Raw genomic sequence first — 17,955 nt, forward strand, 5'->3', positions numbered from 1 at the left:
GATTTACCCGAAAACCTCCTCAGAGATCTCCTGAAGCGCCTTGTAGACCTGCGGGCCGCCTGCAACGACACGGCACCTGTCAGTCAACGCGCGTTCCATATCGAACGGCTGGACCAACCCGCCCGCCTCTTCGATCATCAAAAGACCTGCCACACAGTCCCACACGTTCATTTCTTCCTCGATGTAACCGGTCAATCGACCAGTTGCCGTGTAGGCCAGCATCAAGCCGCCAGAGGCATTTCGAAAGAACATGCCGCCGGAAGACAGAATGAGATCCGTAACCTTCAAGGTCTTGTCCTTGTCGGACTTGGAACTGTGCCCCAGACCCACTGAACCTTCATGAAGGCCCGCGCTTTGAGAAATCTGCGCAGGTCGCCCATTTACCTTGGTGCCTTCGCCCTTGAGGGCGGTGAACATTTCACCAGAAACGGGATCATAGATGACGCCGAAGTGCTTTTCGTTGTCCTTCAGACACGCAATGATGACGCACCACTGGGGAATGCCTGTAACGAAGTTGGCGGTGCCATCAATTGGATCAATGATCCAAAGATAGCCGCTGGAGCCTTCGACGCGGCCGTGCTCCTCGCCAAGAATACCGTCTTGCGGATACGCCGCCATGATGGCATCGCGCACCAATGTTTCGGTATCGCGGTCGGCCTCGGACACCATGTCCTGATGGCCTTTGCTTTCAATGGTGAGGCTTTCAAAGCGATCAAAATGCTCGCGCGCAAACGCGCCTGCCCGCTCGGCAAGCGTTTTGGCAAACTCAAATCTTTCGTCAGACATGGTACTCAATCGAAGAACGGTGGGAGGGAGAGGCCTGCCCTTTTTTGGAGAAAGCTCCCAAGGGCAGGCTTTGTTATTTGAACCGCTCGGTTACCCGTCTTTTTCGACAGGTGTGTGACTAACGCCTCTTCTTGGAAGCGTATGGGTTGTCACCCTTGCGATAAGACAGGCGCACTGGCGTGCCCTTGATGTCAAAGCGTTCGCGAATGCCATTGACCAGATAGCGGGTATAGCTTTCTGGCAGCTGCTCCGGGCGGGAGCAGAACACCACAAAGTGTGGTGGGCGCGTCTTGGCTTGTGTCATATAGCGCAGGCGCACACGACGCCCACTGACCGCTGGGGGCGGATGGTGCACCAACACCCCATCGAGCCAGCGGTTCAGCGCTGAGGTGCTGACGCGGCGGTTCCACATCTCATAGGCACGGAACACAGCCTTCATAAGCCGATCTAGGCCCTGCCCGGTCTGGCCGGACATGGTGACGATCTCAACACCGCGCAGCTGGTTGAGGTAGCGCTCTTGAGCATCTTTCAGATGATCCCACGCGCCATCCCGGTCCTCAATGAGGTCCCACTTGTTGATTGCAATCACAATGGCGCGGCCTTCGCGGGCACACAGCTCAATGATCTGCAGATCCTGCTTCTCAAAGGAAATGGTGGCGTCCAGCGTGACGACAACGACCTCTGCGAACTTGATTGCGCGCAGGGCATCGGCCACGGAGAGCTTTTCCAGCTTCTCCTGAACGCGTGCCTTGCGGCGAATCCCGGCGGTGTCAAATACCTTGAGGTGACGGTCCTGCCACGTCCAATCCACGCTGATGGAGTCGCGGGTGATCCCCGCCTCCGGACCGGTCAGAAGGCGGTCCTCGCCCAGCATGTGGTTGATCATGGTGGATTTGCCCGCGTTCGGGCGGCCCACGATGGCAACGCGAAGCGGACGCTCCTTGGTGCCGATCTCCTCTTGTTCCTCTTCCTCCTCGCCATCGATCACATCGACGTTGGCGCGGGCTTCGTCGGCGTCAGCAGCTGCTTCCAGCTCCTCCACCGCTTCAACATAAGGCAGGAGCGCGGAATAAAGATCGGCAAGACCTTCACCGTGCTCTGCGGACATGGGGACCGGTTCACCAAAACCCAGACCGAAGGCTTCATAAAAGCCGCCTTCACCAGCCCTGCCCTCTGCCTTGTTGGCAGCAAGGATCACAGGGGTCTGATTGCGGCGCAGAAGATTGGCGAAGTGCTCGTCCAAAGGCATCAGGCCCGCACGGGCATCAATCAGGAACAACACAACGTCCGCTTCCCGAATGGCTTCTTCGGTCTGCGCACGCATGCGTCCTTCAAGGCTAGAGGCTTCAGCCTCTTCAAGTCCTGCAGTATCAACGATCCTGAATCGCAAATCGCCCAAGCGTGCATCCCCTGACCGTCGGTCACGGGTCACGCCGGGCTGATCATCGACAAGCGCCAAGCGCTTGCCTACCAGTCGATTGAAGAGCGTCGACTTGCCGACATTTGGTCTGCCGATAATGGCGACTGTCGCAGTCACGCGATTTCTCCTAAATAAGTTGGCGCTGAACCCTTTAGTTCAGCGCTGCAACCGAACCGTCTCCGCTCAGAACGATCATGCGGCCACCGGCCACGATCGGCGTTACGAACACGTCTTCGGATGTTTTCTTGGATGCGAGTACCGCACCGGTTTTCGCGTCTACCTGTACAAAATTGCCTTCGCTGGACATGGCGATCAACTTGCCATTGGCAAGAATTGGTCCGGCCCAGTTGCCAGCGTCGTCATCGCCAGCAGAAAGATCTGCTGCCCAAAGCACGCGGCCGCTCTTGTTATCGAGGGCGTACAGGTTGTCGTCAAGACCGATCATGAAGAGCGCGCTACCAGAAGCAACTGGTGTGTGAACGCTGCCGATGTCAGCTTCCCAGAAGCGCTCGCCATCGCGCAATGACACCGCGATGGTGCGGCCCGAAATGGATGTTGCAAACACACGGCCATCATGGATAACCGGGCTTGCAGAAACGTCAGAAAGACCAGAGAGCGCGCGTGTACGGAAAGAACGCGCCACGGCGTCAATCCACTTCGGCTCGCCGGACTTGACGTCCAGCGCCATCACTTCACCAGAAGAGAATGGCACAACAACGGTGTTGCCGGAGACTGCTGCACTTGAGGATGCAAGCAGGCCAGCGTTTTCAGAAATACCGGTAAAGGACCAGGACAGGGAACCGTCTTCCTGGCTGATGCCCATCACCTCGTTTTCCTGAGTGACGATGATCACCTGCCCGCCGGCTGCGGTTGGTGCGCCGCGAACAGGAATGTCGAGGTCCTTGGTCCAAAGGATCTGCCCTGCACCATCCAGCGCATGAAGCTGGCGGTAAGCGGTTGCGACGAAGATCTTGCCGTTGTCGAGGGCGACGCCGCCACCAATACCGACTTCAGACTCGCCTTCCGGGCGCAGCGACCGGGTAAAGGCCGAGCCACCGTTCATTGACAGGGCGACCAGATCGCCATCCTGCTTGTAAACGTAGATGCGGCTGCCGTCCGAGACCGGGCGCGCCGCGTTGCGTGGCGGAGAACCAACGCTCAGGAAACCGCCGCCGCGCGGCTTGCCGATGGACTTGTTCCAGGCCACTGAGCCGTTCACGTCCACGGCAATGTTGCCCGGATCGTTGTCGGCGGGACCTGCTGGCTGGGGCCACGCAGAGCCACCGGTTGCAGGACCGATGGACGCGCTGACATTTTCAGCATTGATGGTTTGGGAGCTGTAAAGCGGCTGACGGTCACCTGGCAGGAAGTCATCGTCACCGCCGAAGGGGTTCATACCAGACAGTGCGGAGCATCCGGACAACGCGGTTGCCAGAACAAGGGTTCCACATACTGCCCGCCAGGACTTTCGGTTGCATCCAATCACTTTAAAATCCCCTTAGCCGTTCGCAGCTTTAATCAAATCCAGGTAGACACGAGCGCGCCCGGCATAGTCACCAGAAGCTGCCGCGTCATTTACAATTTCTTCAAAACGGGCCTTGGCCGCATCCATATTGCCAGCCTTGTATTCCGCTGCACCAATGACTTCCAGCGCTGGGAAACGCCAAGCGTTTCCTGCCTGCGCCAGTGAGTTGGCACGCATCTTCACGTCTTCCAGGCTGCCGGTATCAAGCAGAACATAGGCTGCGCGAATGGATGCAAGCCCGCGGTACAGTTCAGACACGCCGCTGCGTGTTGCAACAGAATCGAACAGCTCCACAGCCTCAGCAGACTTGCCGCTTGCTGCCAGTTCAGAGGCAATGCGCAAATCCGCGAGCATTGGATAGCCGCCAATGTCGTCCTTGAGGGCTTCAAATGCCGCGATGGCTTCTTCGTGCTTGCCTTCATCGGAAAGCTGAACCGCTTCAAGGAAAGCTTGTCCGGCTGCCTTGGACTGGGTGTCCACCCAATACTCATAGCCACGGTAGCCACCGGTGCCGACGACGATCAAAGCGGCAGTGCCGTATACCAAAGGCGCGAAGCGTTTCCAAAGGCGTGAGTATTTTTCGTTTCTTACGTCTTCATCGACTTCGCGAAAGATGTCGGACATGGCTATGTTATTCCCGCAGCAACTTCTTCAGGTTCACTCCGCGCAGCTTCCGTGCCGTGCAGAGACCTTGTTAAAATTCATTTGCCCGTGCGCCCTCTTCCCCGTGCAAGGTGGCACAATTAGGGCAGAGCGTCATTTAGACCTTGCGCATCCGCTTAATCAAGCAGATGCGCGCAGACTCTACCGTGAAAACAGCAGGTTTACACAAAAGGTCAACCGATGACGGACACACCGATGATCAATTCGTGAAGTTTCCACACGAAGAGGAGATAAATACCCAACCCAATTATAAGGGCGATGGCGTCGTTACGGACCGCATGGGACATGTCGACTTGCGCCGGGCCACCTTGTGCCAGATCGCGCTTCTTCAGTGAAATGCGATCGATTACACCCCAGGCAAGGAAACCTCCGAAAAGAAGCAGAGACTGTGGCTCGCCATTGGCCAGAAGGTGCGCCAGAGCCCAGATCTTTACCGAGAGGATCATGGGGTGCTTGGTGCGCTTCTTGATGTGGCCGGGAAGATAAGCTGCTGCAAACAGGACAAAAACAGGCAGCATGAGGAGGAGAACAAGATGGCGCATCCAGATTGGCGGATCGTAGATTGGCAGGTAGCCCGCGAACCTTGCGTCACCGTAGCCGATCACGATCAACGTAATCCCGATCGCGGAAACAGCTGAAAAGGCCAATCGGTAAGGCCCATCACCCATTTTGGTTTTCAGCGAATCGTGCAATCCAACAAAAGTTGGCAGCATATGGCAGCCTAAGAAAACGATTAGGCCGAGGACTAGAATTAGCATCATCTCCCCCGAGAGTAGCGTGACAGGCACCTAGGTGCATAACGGATTGGTACAAAACCATAGTTTGCATAGATATGATAGGTCAGTACTGAGAAATCAAAGGGATGCAGTTCAAGTCGGCGAGATTTATGTGCAAGCTCGCGTCATGGCTTACTGTAATAGTCTTGATGAAAACTCGAAGTATGCACTGTTCATGAAAGTGTATTCGGGCAATATAGCCGCAAAAAGCAATCGACAGAAACTGCTACGCGAAAGCAACGAAGAGTTTAGGTATGAACCAAACCAATGCAGAGATGCCGGAGGACGAACGACGCCGCAGCCGCCGCCGCCGGACCTTGAAAGAAGGTCGTGTGGTCTTCAACGACCACAGTGTGGTTATCGACTGTACGATCCGTGATCTGTCGGATGAAGGCGCACGTTTGTTGCTGGAGACGACGCAAGACATCCCTGATGAGTTTTTTCTCTACATCGTGCAGCACAGACAGCGCGCAAAGGTTGAAGTTCGCTGGAGAACAGGCGACGCTATGGGCGTTGAGTTTGTAAGTGCCCTCGAAGAATTTCCGGGACTGTTGAAGTTCTAAAGCCTTCGGCAGGCACGCCTGCAGAAGGAACACGCCATGACGCTCTCACCAGATGAAGCCAAAGATCTTCTGGAAGGCAAAAGGAAAGAGCTTCAAGAACTGGACAGGATGTCGAAAGAGGCCCGAGCGCCGGTGCAACTGGATCAGCAATCTGTTGGCCGCTTATCGCGCATGGACGCTCTGCAGCAACAAGCGATGGCTCAGGCCAATGAGCGTCAGCGTGCCATCGACCTTCAACGCATCGACAGCGCCCTTCAGCGCATCAAGGAAGACGAATACGGCTATTGCCTTGAATGCGGCGAGGACATCCCGCAGGAGCGTCTGCGCATTGATCCTGCCGCGCTCTATTGCATCTCCTGTGCCCGACTTCAGAGCTGATACACTTTACGACAAACTGGTCTTTGTTCGGCACACTTAAAGAACATCTTCCTGTTAGGTTCCCTCGCAAATCCAATTGCATAGCGAAGGGAGCCTCCCATGAGTTCCACTCTAAAAACCTACGGCACGTTGTTTACGCTGGCTTTGTTCATGGTCACGGCGATCACAGGCGTGACCATGTTCTTCCATGTTGCTCCGGCTGGTTTTGCCTTTGTTCACGAATGGCTTGCCTTGCTTCTTCTGGTGCCTGTTGCCCTGCACGTTTGGAAGAACTGGTTGCCAATGAAAATGTACTTCCGCCGCAAGGTGGTGTGGGTGCCGCTTTGCCTGACATTGGGTTTGGCCACGGTCATGACTCTTCCCTCCGTGATGGCAGAAAACGCTTCCAATCCTTTGATGGTGACATTGACCGCCCTACAAGACAGCACAGTCTCTGAGGTGGCCGCCATTTATGATCTTGCCCCGGAAGAATTGGCCGCACGGCTCACGGCCAAGGGTTTTACCGTTACGGACACGGAACAATCGCTTTTTGAAATCGCACAGGCTTCGGGCAAAGAAAGCGGAAGAGCCATGATTTCCGCTGTCGCCTTGCCTTAGGAACAAACAGCCGGCCCGCTCGGCAGATGGCCTTAAAACACGTGCATTTGCGGCGCTTTGAACCTGACGCCACTTACCCGGCCTTTTCGTCGTGAAGCCATGGCGCATAGCTTAGACCCACCAGCACATTTTCCGGACTGATGAACCGAGCGACAGTCTGCCCCCATGGTTCTGTAATGGCACCATGAATGAACTTCTGCCCATTGGCCTGAAGCTCGGAAACTGCGGAGGATACTTCTTCCGGCGAGCCAAGCTCGAACTCAACTGTCGATGTCGGCTCAGGAAACTCTTCAGGCCATTCTTCCGTTCCGAAACAAGCCTTGGCTGCCATCTTGAGCGGCCAGACACCAAAGTGATTGCTGCCCGGAAACTTGTCCATGAAAAGATAGTCTTCTTGGGCTTGCAGCTCCAAACCAAGAAGCTCTTTGTACAGTTTCGCGCTCGCCTTTGGATCCTTGGTGATGGTCGCAAAACCGGCGATCGATTGTATCTTCATTATACCCCTCCTCAACTCTGATGAGGCGGAGTCTAATGCACGCACCGCGGGGCGTCCAATCATGGATACATTAAAAGGTTGTCACAGCGCGCAAGCTGATGCAGCGCAGACCTGCTTTCCCTGGACGTGAACGTTTCCCCGTCCCCAAGCATCAAAGCCAACACCAAATTTGCAGCAGGCACGAGGTGGCCCCCTCTATAAAGACTTCCTGCCACAAAACAAAAAAGCCCATGAAAACATGGGCTTAATTGCTATCTTATTCTGTTTCACAGCGGCAGATGCCTAGCCTGTGATCATTCCCACTCGATGGTTCCGGGAGGCTTCGACGTAATGTCATAGACACACCGGTTGATGCCTCGAACTTCGTTGATGATGCGGGTTGCCGCACGGCCAAGGAAATTCATGTCGAAGTGGTAGAAGTCTGCGGTCATGCCGTCCACAGAGGTGACCGCACGTAGGGCGCAGACATACTCGTAGGTGCGGCCATCGCCCATGACGCCAACGGTCTGGACCGGAAGCAGCACAGCAAACGCCTGCCAAATGGCATCGTAAAGGCCCGCCTTGCGGATCTCGTCCAAGTAAATGGCATCAGCCTGGCGCAGAATATCCAGCTTTTCGCGCGTTATGCCGCCGGGACAGCGGATCGCAAGACCTGGCCCAGGGAACGGATGACGGCCAATGAAGCTTTCCGGCAAACCAAGTTCACGGCCCAGTTCACGAACTTCGTCCTTGAACAGCTCGCGAAGAGGCTCAACCAGTTGCATGTTCATGCGCTCTGGCAAACCACCCACGTTGTGGTGAGACTTGATGGTGACAGAAGGACCGCCGGTGAAAGAGACACTCTCGATTACATCAGGATAAAGCGTGCCTTGCGCAAGGAACTCGGCACCGCCAAGCTTCTTGGCTTCTGCCTCGAAGACTTCGATGAAGAGGCGGCCAATGGTCTTGCGCTTGATCTCCGGATCGGTTTCGCCTTCCAGCTCGCCGATGAACAGGTCTGCAGCATCAACGTGAACCAGAGGAATATTGTAGTGATCCCGGAACATGGAGACCACTTGTTCACTCTCGCCCAGCCGCATCAGCCCATGGTCAACGTAGATGCAGGTCAGCTGGTCACCAATGGCTTCGTGGATCAGAACCGCAGCGACGGAACTGTCAACACCGCCGGAAAGACCACAGATAACGCGTCCCTCGCCCACCTGAGCGCGGATCGCCTCAACCGCCTGCTGACGGTATTCTGCCATGGTCCAATCGCCGGAACAGCCTGCGATCTTGTGGGTGAAGTTCTCGATCAGCTTCGCCCCATCGGGCGTGTGCACCACTTCCGGGTGGAACTGCACGCCATAGAGCTTGCGGGTTTCGTCCGCAATGGCAGCAAATGGTGCGCCTTCCGACGCCGCAATCACCTCAAACCCATCAGGGATGTTGTTGACGCGGTCGCCATGGCTCATCCAGACCTGATGGTCGGATCCCATCTCCCAGATGCCATCAAACAGCGCGCTGTCTTTCTTGACTGTGATGAAAGCACGACCAAACTCGCGGTGATCTGAGCTTTCAACTTCGCCGCCAAGCTGGGCGCACATGGTTTGCTGGCCATAGCAAATGCCCAGAACCGGGATGCCAGCGTCAAATACGATCTGGGGTGCGCGTGGGCTCCCCATTTCCGTGGTGGAAGCCGGACCACCTGACAGAATGACCGCTTTTGGATTCATTTCCTTGAAAGCGGCTTCAGCAGATTGGAACGGTACGATCTCGGAGTAAACACCTGACTCGCGCACGCGGCGGGCAATCAGCTGTGTGACCTGAGATCCGAAGTCAATAATAAGGATGCGGTCAGTCATGGGCTGCTCTTACTCCGTTACTGAGCATTTTTGAACCTCTTTCCATGCAAAAAACACCGAATGCGACGACGATGCACGACATTTCGCAGGATTGCCGGGACAGTCGGCATTGTGGCGCTGCCACCCTTAGCGTTTAGCCTTAGGCTCGCTCAGGTTTGCAAGGTGCTGGCCCAAGTGTTTGCGCTCGAGCTTGGCAAGCTTGCGCAGAACCCCCTGCTCGAAATCTTTCAGGTCACGATCAATCTCGTCAATCACGCCCTTGCCCGCATCCGTGGGCACCAGAACCACCAAGCGGCGGTCCTTCTGGTTGGGGTCCTTGATCACCAGCTCCCGGTCTGCAAGGCGCTTCGTTGCACGAGAAACGGCTACTGTATCGAGGTGAATACTCGGCCCCAGTTGCTTGACGGAGACGTTATCCTGCTTCATCAACGCGTTGAGCACCAGCCAGTCCGGAATGGTTAGGTCGTAGGTCGATTGCAAACGGTCTTGGAGCCACCGCTCCACCTTGCGGCCCGCCCAGATCAGTTTGACTGGGAGAAAGTTCTCCAAATCAAGACCGCGTTCGCCTTCAAAAAGGCTGCCTTGTGAAAACGAAAACAAGTCATCTGTTTCGGACATACTTCTTACCGGATACGCCTTGGACCGTGGGATGGGGTCAGAACTCTTCACGGCGGTGATATCAGTCAGGCTCTGGTGCAGGCAACTCATATTCGCAAATGCTCACGGATTGCAGAGATCCACAGTTGAAACCAGTGAGTACTTGACGGCGGTGATATGCACTGTTGTTGTTGATTACAGACGTCTTTGACGGAGTATTTACAAAGCCTTACCGTTTTACCGATCAGATGAATTCATGATTCGAACATGGTTACCATTTGCTTTCCAACGCAGGAAGCCAGATGAACCAAAAGGATCGGCAGAATGGCAGACGACAAGGACCAGAACTTGATGGCCTATACGACCGATGATGAACGCTCCGCGCAGATCCAACGCGCACTGGACGAGATCTCCTCCCTGGAGCAAAGCGGTCGCTATGAAGACGCTCTGCCCCTCTATCGCGACCTAATCAGCCGATACCCGGATGACATCGACATTCTGTACCGCATGGCAACCGCATTGATGCGTGCCGGAGAGCTGCGAGAAGCGATCGTTCATCTGCGCAAGGTGCTGTTCACCCGGCCTGACGATGTTGCCGCGCGCAGCAACATGGGCAACTGTCTGCTGCTACTGGGTTATCTGGAACAGGCTCAGGACGCCTTCGTTCAGGTTCTGGAACAAGCACCGGACAACCGGAACGCCCTTTATGGACTTGCCTCCATTCTGGTGCAGCTGGGCCACCATAAGGATGCGCTTGTTCCTGCGCAGGCACTGGTCAAACTGCTTCCCAAAAGCGCAGCGGCGCTGACGGTCTATGCGGACGCCTGTTCAACAGAGGCCAATCAGGAGACCGCTGTTCTCAAGTACCGCACCGCGCTGCGGATCGATTCTTCCTATGTGCCTGCCTTGCTGGGACTGGCAAAAATCTTGATCCGCCGCGGCAAGCCACAAGAAGCCCGCACCTATCTTGAACATGCCCATGGTTTGCAGGCGAGCAACATCGATGTTCTTCTCAGCCTCGGCCATTCGCACATCATGGAGGGGGACTATGAGCGCGCAATTTCTTCCTTTGAGATTGCGCAGGCCATAGAACCGGACAACGTGCAGGTTCTGCTCCACCTTTCCGTGGCAGAGCGTCGTCATGGCGAAGTCTACATGGCCGTTGCCCACGCAGCCGCTGCATGGCGCCAAGTTCCCGAAAGCCGTGAGGCTTGCAACACTTTGGGAGCCGCCCTCGCCGCCGCCGATGCGCAAGACGCCGCCCGCGCTGTCCTGACCTCACTGAACACCGGCGGCACTGTACCCGAAGCAACGCATTCCGCCATCGCAGCCATTGAAGACCTGGCAGCGCGCGGCATTACCGGTCGCCCGCAGGACACTCTGGGCCAGAGCGAAACTGTTGCAGGGACTGTTGAGAGCGAGGAAGAAGCCACCGCGCCTGACACAGCAGATGCCAGTGTGGACCGCGAGGAAGTGGAGTACGAGTTCCGCCACCCGGAAACAGATGAGCCGGTAACTGTTGTACCGGCCCGAGAGGCAGAAAACGAGGATGAACTGCCCCTTGATGAACCGCCACAGGAGGCGGAGCCAAGACGAGACTAAGCCTTGAAGGCTTAGTCTGCTTTCTTTCGCATCAACGAGATGAAGAAGCCATCTGTGTTCGTATGCGCAGGGGACAGCGTTGCATGGGTGCCATCCTCCGAGAACAATGGGTGCCGCTCCGTATTGCCGAACAGCTTGGCCCATTCAAGACGCATGTCCAGTGCTTCAAACTCGCTGTGGTTATCAAGGAACCACAGCACCTGATCCTGATTTTCTTCCGGCAACAATGAACAGGTGGCGTAAGCCATGATGCCGCCATCCTTGACGAACTCGGCAGCATGGGCCAGCACTTTTCGCTGCTCTTCGATGCGGCCAGCAAGGGCATTTTCCGTTACACGCCACTTTGTATCCGGACGACGACGCCATACACCCGTTCCGGAACAAGGTGCATCTACCATGACACGGTCCATGCGGCCCTTGAGCTGATCCAAAGAGCCTGTTTGCGGATCGACAACCTGAATGTTGCGCACACCCGCCCGCGTCATGCGCTCATAAAGCGGGGCAAGGCGTAGCTTGCTGGCATCGTAGGCGTAAATCTGGCCCTTATTATCCATGTTGGCTGCGAGCGCGAGACTTTTGCCGCCACCGCCTGCACACAGGTCGAGAACCTGCTCTCCCGGCTGAGCGCCAACAAGAAGCGCTGCGATTTGAGAGGCTTCATCCTGCAGTTCAAACCACCCCTTGCGGAAGCCTTCCTCTGCCTGAACATGCGGCGACTTCTTGGGGCCGGTTACCGGTGCCAGCCGAACACAGTTGCCAGACAAGCCACTGGGCTGAGCATTCAGGTGAGAAAGGCGCTTCAATACCTTTTCAGGGGTGCTCTTCAGTGTGTTGACGCGCATATCAATTGGCGCACGCTGCGACAGGGCCTTACCGACGGCAATCGCTTCTTCGCCAAAAGCGGACGCAAAACGGCTGAACAACCACTCTGGCACATCTGCAACGACATGATCAGGTGCAGCAGACAGATCCTGTTCGGTAAGCGCGGTGCGCTCTGCCTCGCTCAGGGGATCTGGAGCATGGGGGTCGCTTTCAATCGCGCCTTCCAACTGCTCAACGGCATTCCCCCAGCCAATCACGTAGGTCGCCAACGCCAAAGCCCGCGGCGTGCTCTCACCCATGATGTGAGCATATGAAAGCTTATGGCGGAGCGCATCGAACACAAGGTTGCCAATGGCGACGCGGTCGCCAGACCCTGCAAAACGATGTGAATTCCCCCAGTCCTTCAGAGCTTCCTGTACAGGCCGTCTGCGACTTTCAATCTCAGCCAAGACCTCAATCGCCGCAGCAAGGCGCCCACCATCACGCATAAAAAATCCTAATCTTCATCTCGGTACATCAATGCTTTCGACAAGGCACCGTTCGCGCGCCGGAGCGCCGCGATCAATCGTTCAATCGCCCCTGCGTTTAATGCAGCAAGCCTCTGCCTGTCTATAGTAACAGCGCCTTATAACCCAAGAAAATCCGAGGAATGTTTGAGTCTGGCGATATGAAAGGCATTCTGCAAAACAGAAAGGGCCCGCCTTGCGGCGAGCCCAATCAGTTAGCCCATAAAAACCGCTGCTTATAGCGGTGTCAGGACGATTTCCACGCGGCGGTTTTGCGCACGCCCCTGCTCGGTGTTGTTTGTCGCGATTGGACGGGAGAAACCGTAGCCGTAAGCGGTCAAACGCTGAGGAGCGATGCCTTGGTTCATCAGGTAACCGGAGACCGAATTGGCACGACGCTGAGACAACTGGATGTTGTAGCTCTCAGAGCCGGTGTTGTCCGTGTGACCGAGGACATTCAAGCGTGTGCGATCAAACTCTTTGCCAACCAGAGCAACACTGGAGAGCACCTGCATGGCACGTCCGCTCAGAGCCACTTCGTTGGTTCCGAAAGTCACATCATTCGGCATGTTCAGAATGATATCGTTGCCGCTGCGGGTAACAGAAACGCCACTTGCCTGCAGCTGCTGACGCAGCTTGGCTTCCTGCTGGTCCATGTAGGCACCGATACCGCCACCAACGAGGCCGCCAGCTGCTGCACCAATGAGCGCGCCCTCTGCACGGTGATCGCTACCACCAGCGATTGCACCAACAACAGCGCCGCCGAGCGCGCCGATACCAACGCCTGCAGCTGTATTTGAAACGCCAGACTGCCCGGTATACGGGTCGGTCGTCGTACAAGCTGCAACAGACAAAGCAAGCGCTGCCGCGATAGTCACTTGTGTAAGTTTTTTCATCATATTTGCCCAGAATTCCGCAGAGACCTTCGCGGATATCGGGACATTCAGAGCACCCTACCCGCTAGATCGGTCGAATCGAATGCGGCAACTGATAGCATCCAGAGCGCGACAAATAATGACCGCAGATAACAATCCACCGGATTTGATCGCGAGCTGACGCAGAGTTGACCCATTTCGGGACCTTTTCCAACAAACAAGTCTCTGAAAAGCCAGAGCTGTTGCCCATTGAATGGCCTTTCATCCAAAGTCTTCAAACCAATTGCCGAGAAGCATTCGGCAAAGAATAGGCTAGATTAGAACGATAGTGTGTGTTGTGAATGGCCCCGTTTCCGCCACTGAGGCATGCGAACATTATCGTCGCAGTCCACCGGCAGAAGATACCAAGTCAACTTGGTCCATGACTTGAAGACTGGATAAGCTATGCAGAGCAGATATTCCCCCGAAGCCACCTTCATTCTGGCACTCGCCGCATTGGTCATCACGTTCTGTCTTTATGTGACATGGCAAAGCGGCGGCATCGTACTGGCGCTGGTACTCGCTTACTTCATAGACAAGGCGTGGTACGCGCTGGCGCCGCACATTGGCAAGGATCTTATCGACAACCACTGAACGGTTCCTGAAACCGGTGCCTCTAAGCGTAGATCAAAAACGGCTGCGCCCCCACTCTTGCCGGGCACAGCCGTTTTTGTTTGGCACAGCCGCTTGTCTGTTCATTTGAAACCTAAAGCAATGCACAAAGCTGCGGCCGGGTGACTGTTCTGGCCCCGCATGTGCAGCCTGGGGCAAGTAAAGCCAAAAAAGATAATAGTTTAAGACTAAAATTCAGCTTAAATCTTCTATCGGCAATAGGTGGTTTTCTTTCTAGAAAGAGGGTTCAAATGAACAGGAATCAACTTATAAGGGTGGTGCCGTGCACTCTGCATCGCATCGCCACCCCTATTTGCTGCAGCACTCAGGGATGATGCTGATTGCTCTGTGCAGGCTGGTTTCCAGCTTATGGCGGAAGTGCCACATACCGCCAAGACGTCAATCACAGTCTGAAGCTGAAACCATAAAGAGAAAGCTAGCGCTTTTTCTTTCCCGGGGACGCCACACCCACCCTCTTTGGCTCCCCGGGTTTGGGCGCTAGAGACAAAAAAGGGCCAGCTGAACGTATCAGCGGACCCTCTTGATCTTTTATCTCACAACTCGCTTAAACAGCGCCAGGATAGTTCGGGCTTTCCTTGGTGATTGTCACGTCATGAGCGTGGCTTTCGCGCAAGGATGCGCCAGAGATGCGAACGAACTGCGCGCGCTCTTGGAACTCAGCCATGGTCGGCGCACCGACATAGCCCATGGAAGCACGAACACCGCCAGCAAGCTGGTGCAGTACGCTGAGCAGCGGCCCTTTGTATGGAACCTGACCTTCAATTCCCTCTGGAACCAGCTTGAGCTTGTCGCTGACCTCCGCCTGGAAATAACGGTCGGCAGAACCACGTGCCATGGCACCAACGGAACCCATGCCGCGATACGCCTTGTAGGAACGGCCTTTGTGGAGGTAGACCTCACCCGGGCTTTCTTCGGTACCAGCGAGAAGCGAGCCCACCATGGAACCGGATGCACCTGCTGCAAAAGCCTTGGCCATGTCGCCGGAGAACTTGATGCCGCCGTCTGCAATGATTGGCGTGTTCAGCTTCGCGCCTTCATCAGCGCATTCCAAAATCGCGGTGAGCTGAGGCACACCCACACCTGCAACAATACGTGTGGTACAGATGGAACCTGGGCCAATGCCAACCTTCACACCGTCGGCACCCGCGTCGATAAGGGCCTTTGTGCCTTCACGGGTTGCCACATTACCGGCAACCACTTCCACGTTGCTGTGGTTTTTCTTCACGCGAGCGACCGTATCGAGCACTGCCTGAGAGTGGCCATGCGCAGTATCAACCACAAGAAGGTCAACGCCAGCATCAATAAGCCCTTCTGCGCGCTTCATGCCTTCATCGCCGACGCTCGTGGCAGCAGCTACAAGAAGACGCCCCTGCGCATCCTTTGAAGCGTTCGGGTTCAGTGTGGCCTTTTCGATGTCCTTTACCGTCACCAGACCGATGCAGTTGCCAGCGGCGTCAACCACCAGCAGCTTTTCGATGCGGTGATGATGCAGAAGGCGCTTTGCTTCCTCCTGATTGACGTTTTCGCTTACGGTCACAAGGTTTTCGCGGGTCATCAGCTCAAACACGCGCTGGCTTGGGTCCGACGCAAAACGGACATCGCGGTTGGTGAGAATGCCGACGAGACGGCCGGTGTAGTAGCCACCGTTCTTGCCGTTTTCGACAACCGGAATACCGGAGATGCGGTGAGCATCCATCAGGTCCAATGCGTCCTTGAGGCTTGCTTCCGGACCAATGACCAGTGGGTTCACCACCATACCGCTTTCGAATTTCTTTACCTGACGAACTTCCTCGGCCTGACGTTCTGCGGTCAGGTTCTTATGGATTACGCCGATGCCGCCAGCCTGTGCCATGGCAATTGCCAGGCGTGCCTCGGTAACCGTATCCATTGCGGCTGAAAGGATCGGCAGACGCAGGCTGATATTGCGGCTGATCTGTGAGGTGAGATCTACCTGACCTGGCATCACTTCAGAGTGACCAGGCAACAGGAGCACGTCATCAAAAGTCAACGCCTGTTGACCGAATGAAGGCTCAAAAAATTTCGGCATTGCCAATTTCCCTTCGTGTCGTATGCGGCACTCTTTCCATCTCGGGAGGAGCGAAATGGATTGCTGATAGAACCAGCTCTGCCTAGAGAAGTTGACGCGGGTCATTACCACGGGATTGCGACCTTGAAAAGACACCCTCTGCAATATTTCATGTAAGGTGCACTGACAGGCGAGCGACCTGTGCCCGCATTGCAGGTAGTACTGCGCAGTTGATGCCACTGGATGCATGGCAGCCATGCGCCGACAGCCCCCTTCTAGGCGCGCAGTGCCGACTCACTTAGGCTTGATTGGCCTTCCATAGCTGCTTCAAGCTCATATAACCTAAAAGAGACCTTCAGTGACGCCTCGCCTGCGCCTCATCGCCCTCATCGTTTCCTGCGCCCTCATGTTGAACATGATTGATGCGACTGTTCTTGGAACGGCCCTACCCGCCATCAGCCGGGACTTCGGCGTGTCTGCGGTTTCCATGCACATGACCATGTCGATCTACCTGTTGATGCTGGCAGTGTTCATTCCCATCAGCGGCTGGATTGCAGATCGCTTTGGCACAAAGCCGGTTTTCATCGGTGCGCTGATTTCCTTCATGCTGGCATCAATCGCCTGTGCTCTGTCGCAGGACCTGACACAGCTGCTTGTTGCGCGCGCTTTCCAAGGCATGGCAGGTGCCTTGACTCTGCCGGTTGCCCGCCTGGTGCTTTTGCGCTCAGCACCGCGCAGCGCAATGGTGCAGGCCATGATTTGGGTCAGCGTGCCTGCCCTCGTGGGCCCTGTACTTGGCCCACCGCTTGGTGGGTTTCTGGTGACCTATGCAACCTGGCACTGGATTTTCTGGATCAACATTCCCATTGGTGTCGTGGGCGTAATCATGGCACTGATTTACTTCGAGAACTTCAAGGCGGACGAACAACAGCGATTTGACTGGATCGGCTTTGTGGTGTTTGGCGCAGGGGCCGTTGCTCTGGTTTTGAGCATCGAAAGCCTGCTGCAATTTGGCCCTCTTGCCCCTCTTACACTCGCCCTTGCCGTTGGCGCGATGATCGCCTTCACACTCTATGTGGTTTATGCCAAGCGCGTATCCAACCCGATGCTCGAGCTGGATCTTCTGCAGATCCCCGTGTTCCGCGCCAGCGTGGTCGGCGGCACCTTGTTTCGCATGGGTACCGGTGCCTTTCCCTTTCTCATGCCCTTGATGCTGCAGGAAGGCTTTGGCAAGTCTCCGCTGGCCTCGGGCATGCTCGTGGTTGCCACCGCCCTAGGCGCACTGTTCATGAAAATTTTCGCCACCAAGACCCTTGCGCGGTTTGGCTTTCGTCAGGTGCTGATCTGGAACACGGTGCTGGTCACCCTCTTGATGGCGATGGTTGTGTTCTTTGGCCCGCAAACCTCGGCGATCGCGATCTTCATCGTGCTGTTCTTCAACGGCTTCTTCCGCTCACTTCAGTTCACCGCCATAAATTCGGTGGGCTACTCGGAACTGGATGATGCGCAAATGAGCCGTGCCACCAGCTTCAGCTCCATGGCACAGCAGCTCTCTTTGACCATGGGCGTGGGTGTGGGGGCCATCTTCCTTTATGCCTTCCAGTCCTTGCGAGGCGGAACAGAATTGGCACCTATCGATTTTTCTCTGGCCTTCGCCGCCATCTCCGGGATCATCCTGCTGTCGATTGTGGAGTTCGCGCGTCTTGACCCCGGCGCCGGAGCAGAGGCTTCACAGCACCAGCCCGCCACCGTGGGCGGCGCAGCTCGTCCGCCGTCAGACAGCCGATGAAAGGGCATGAAAAAGGCCGCT

General features: G+C 55.9%; 17 protein-coding genes. 6 read left to right on the plus strand and 11 right to left on the minus strand.

Annotation, left to right across the window (positions count from 1 at the left end; translation table 11 throughout):
- Positions 1–3: 3 nt before the first annotated feature.
- The 5 genes from PUV47_RS03270 to PUV47_RS03290 form a co-directional block, all read right to left on the minus strand.
- Positions 4–786: an inositol monophosphatase family protein gene (locus PUV47_RS03270; protein WP_274217012.1), complete on the minus strand. Its 783-nt coding sequence runs from the start codon at positions 784–786 to the stop codon at positions 4–6.
- A 118-nt stretch (positions 787–904) separates the two neighbouring features.
- A complete protein-coding gene (der, locus tag PUV47_RS03275; RefSeq protein ID WP_274217013.1) occupies positions 905–2,323 on the minus strand; it encodes a ribosome biogenesis GTPase Der in 1,419 nt (472 codons plus the stop codon).
- 34 nt (positions 2,324–2,357) lie between these two features.
- Complete coding sequence (locus PUV47_RS03280) at positions 2,358–3,692, minus strand: PQQ-binding-like beta-propeller repeat protein (protein WP_274217014.1); 1,335 nt, start codon at positions 3,690–3,692, stop codon at positions 2,358–2,360.
- A gap of 12 nt (positions 3,693–3,704) precedes the next feature.
- Positions 3,705–4,355 (minus strand): tetratricopeptide repeat protein, encoded by a 651-nt coding sequence (locus PUV47_RS03285; RefSeq protein WP_274217015.1) that lies wholly within the window; start codon positions 4,353–4,355, stop codon positions 3,705–3,707.
- Between the two features lie 212 nt (positions 4,356–4,567).
- Positions 4,568–5,155 carry an NnrU family protein gene (locus PUV47_RS03290; RefSeq protein WP_337994491.1) on the minus strand — a complete coding sequence of 196 codons (588 nt, stop codon included), beginning with the start codon at positions 5,153–5,155 and terminating at the stop codon, positions 4,568–4,570.
- Between the two features lie 269 nt (positions 5,156–5,424).
- Between PUV47_RS03290 and PUV47_RS03295 the strand changes: the two genes are divergently transcribed.
- The 3 genes from PUV47_RS03295 (at position 5,425) to PUV47_RS03305 (ending at position 6,708) form a co-directional block, all read left to right on the plus strand.
- Positions 5,425–5,733, plus strand: coding sequence for a PilZ domain-containing protein (locus PUV47_RS03295; protein ID WP_274217017.1), 309 nt, complete (start codon positions 5,425–5,427; stop codon positions 5,731–5,733).
- 36 nt (positions 5,734–5,769) lie between these two features.
- The gene (locus tag PUV47_RS03300; protein WP_274217018.1) at positions 5,770–6,111 is read left to right on the plus strand and encodes a TraR/DksA family transcriptional regulator; all 342 of its coding nucleotides are present in this window, start codon (positions 5,770–5,772) and stop codon (positions 6,109–6,111) included.
- Positions 6,112–6,210: 99 nt separating this feature from the next.
- The gene (locus PUV47_RS03305) at positions 6,211–6,708 is read left to right on the plus strand and encodes a DUF4405 domain-containing protein (RefSeq protein ID WP_274217019.1); all 498 of its coding nucleotides are present in this window, start codon (positions 6,211–6,213) and stop codon (positions 6,706–6,708) included.
- A 73-nt stretch (positions 6,709–6,781) separates the two neighbouring features.
- Here the strand turns inward: PUV47_RS03305 and PUV47_RS03310 are convergent, their stop codons facing one another.
- The 3 genes from PUV47_RS03310 to PUV47_RS03320 form a co-directional block, all read right to left on the minus strand.
- Positions 6,782–7,204 carry a VOC family protein gene (locus tag PUV47_RS03310; protein WP_274217020.1) on the minus strand — a complete coding sequence of 141 codons (423 nt, stop codon included), beginning with the start codon at positions 7,202–7,204 and terminating at the stop codon, positions 6,782–6,784.
- 293 nt (positions 7,205–7,497) lie between these two features.
- Complete coding sequence (gene guaA, locus PUV47_RS03315; RefSeq protein WP_274217021.1) at positions 7,498–9,045, minus strand: glutamine-hydrolyzing GMP synthase; 1,548 nt, start codon at positions 9,043–9,045, stop codon at positions 7,498–7,500.
- Between the two features lie 126 nt (positions 9,046–9,171).
- Positions 9,172–9,663 carry a MarR family winged helix-turn-helix transcriptional regulator gene (locus PUV47_RS03320; RefSeq protein ID WP_274217022.1) on the minus strand — a complete coding sequence of 164 codons (492 nt, stop codon included), beginning with the start codon at positions 9,661–9,663 and terminating at the stop codon, positions 9,172–9,174.
- A 303-nt stretch (positions 9,664–9,966) separates the two neighbouring features.
- Between PUV47_RS03320 and PUV47_RS03325 the strand changes: the two genes are divergently transcribed.
- Positions 9,967–11,244 (plus strand): tetratricopeptide repeat protein, encoded by a 1,278-nt coding sequence (locus PUV47_RS03325; protein ID WP_274217023.1) that lies wholly within the window; start codon positions 9,967–9,969, stop codon positions 11,242–11,244.
- 11 nt (positions 11,245–11,255) lie between these two features.
- Here PUV47_RS03325 and PUV47_RS03330 read toward each other — a convergent pair whose 3' ends face one another.
- Positions 11,256–12,554, minus strand: a complete 1,299-nt coding sequence (locus PUV47_RS03330; protein ID WP_274217024.1) for an RsmB/NOP family class I SAM-dependent RNA methyltransferase — start codon at positions 12,552–12,554, stop codon at positions 11,256–11,258.
- Positions 12,555–12,808: 254 nt separating this feature from the next.
- Positions 12,809–13,471 carry an OmpA family protein gene (locus PUV47_RS03335; RefSeq protein WP_274217026.1) on the minus strand — a complete coding sequence of 221 codons (663 nt, stop codon included), beginning with the start codon at positions 13,469–13,471 and terminating at the stop codon, positions 12,809–12,811.
- Between the two features lie 420 nt (positions 13,472–13,891).
- On the opposite strand from PUV47_RS03335, the gene PUV47_RS03340 reads away from it, so the two are divergent.
- The gene (locus PUV47_RS03340; protein WP_274217027.1) at positions 13,892–14,080 is read left to right on the plus strand and encodes a hypothetical protein; all 189 of its coding nucleotides are present in this window, start codon (positions 13,892–13,894) and stop codon (positions 14,078–14,080) included.
- A gap of 583 nt (positions 14,081–14,663) precedes the next feature.
- Here the strand turns inward: PUV47_RS03340 and guaB are convergent.
- Entirely contained in the window at positions 14,664–16,166 is a 1,503-nt protein-coding gene (gene guaB, locus PUV47_RS03345) for an IMP dehydrogenase (protein ID WP_274217028.1), read from the minus strand.
- Positions 16,167–16,503: 337 nt separating this feature from the next.
- On the opposite strand from guaB, the gene PUV47_RS03350 reads away from it, so the two are divergent.
- Positions 16,504–17,934: an MFS transporter gene (locus PUV47_RS03350; protein WP_274217029.1), complete on the plus strand. Its 1,431-nt coding sequence runs from the start codon at positions 16,504–16,506 to the stop codon at positions 17,932–17,934.
- Positions 17,935–17,955 lie beyond the last annotated feature (21 nt).

Source organism: Pseudovibrio exalbescens (assembly GCF_028737195.1).
In the GTDB taxonomy this organism is placed as follows: Bacteria; Pseudomonadota; Alphaproteobacteria; order Rhizobiales; family Stappiaceae; genus Pseudovibrio; species Pseudovibrio zosterae.

Coding starts and splice junctions, on each gene's coding strand:
- PUV47_RS03300 (WP_274217018.1), top strand. CDS start 5,770: ATGACGCTCTCACCAGATGAAGCCAAAGATCTTCTGGAAGGCAAAAGG.
- guaB (WP_274217028.1), bottom strand. CDS start 16,166: ATGCCGAAATTTTTTGAGCCTTCATTCGGTCAACAGGCGTTGACTTTT.
- guaA (WP_274217021.1), bottom strand. CDS start 9,045: ATGACTGACCGCATCCTTATTATTGACTTCGGATCTCAGGTCACACAG.
- PUV47_RS03295 (WP_274217017.1), top strand. CDS start 5,425: ATGAACCAAACCAATGCAGAGATGCCGGAGGACGAACGACGCCGCAGC.
- PUV47_RS03270 (WP_274217012.1), bottom strand. CDS start 786: ATGTCTGACGAAAGATTTGAGTTTGCCAAAACGCTTGCCGAGCGGGCA.
- PUV47_RS03335 (WP_274217026.1), bottom strand. CDS start 13,471: ATGATGAAAAAACTTACACAAGTGACTATCGCGGCAGCGCTTGCTTTG.
- PUV47_RS03340 (WP_274217027.1), top strand. CDS start 13,892: ATGCAGAGCAGATATTCCCCCGAAGCCACCTTCATTCTGGCACTCGCC.
- PUV47_RS03310 (WP_274217020.1), bottom strand. CDS start 7,204: ATGAAGATACAATCGATCGCCGGTTTTGCGACCATCACCAAGGATCCA.
- PUV47_RS03320 (WP_274217022.1), bottom strand. CDS start 9,663: ATGTCCGAAACAGATGACTTGTTTTCGTTTTCACAAGGCAGCCTTTTT.
- PUV47_RS03325 (WP_274217023.1), top strand. CDS start 9,967: ATGGCAGACGACAAGGACCAGAACTTGATGGCCTATACGACCGATGAT.
- PUV47_RS03305 (WP_274217019.1), top strand. CDS start 6,211: ATGAGTTCCACTCTAAAAACCTACGGCACGTTGTTTACGCTGGCTTTG.
- PUV47_RS03285 (WP_274217015.1), bottom strand. CDS start 4,355: ATGTCCGACATCTTTCGCGAAGTCGATGAAGACGTAAGAAACGAAAAA.
- PUV47_RS03330 (WP_274217024.1), bottom strand. CDS start 12,554: ATGCGTGATGGTGGGCGCCTTGCTGCGGCGATTGAGGTCTTGGCTGAG.
- PUV47_RS03290 (WP_337994491.1), bottom strand. CDS start 5,155: ATGATGCTAATTCTAGTCCTCGGCCTAATCGTTTTCTTAGGCTGCCAT.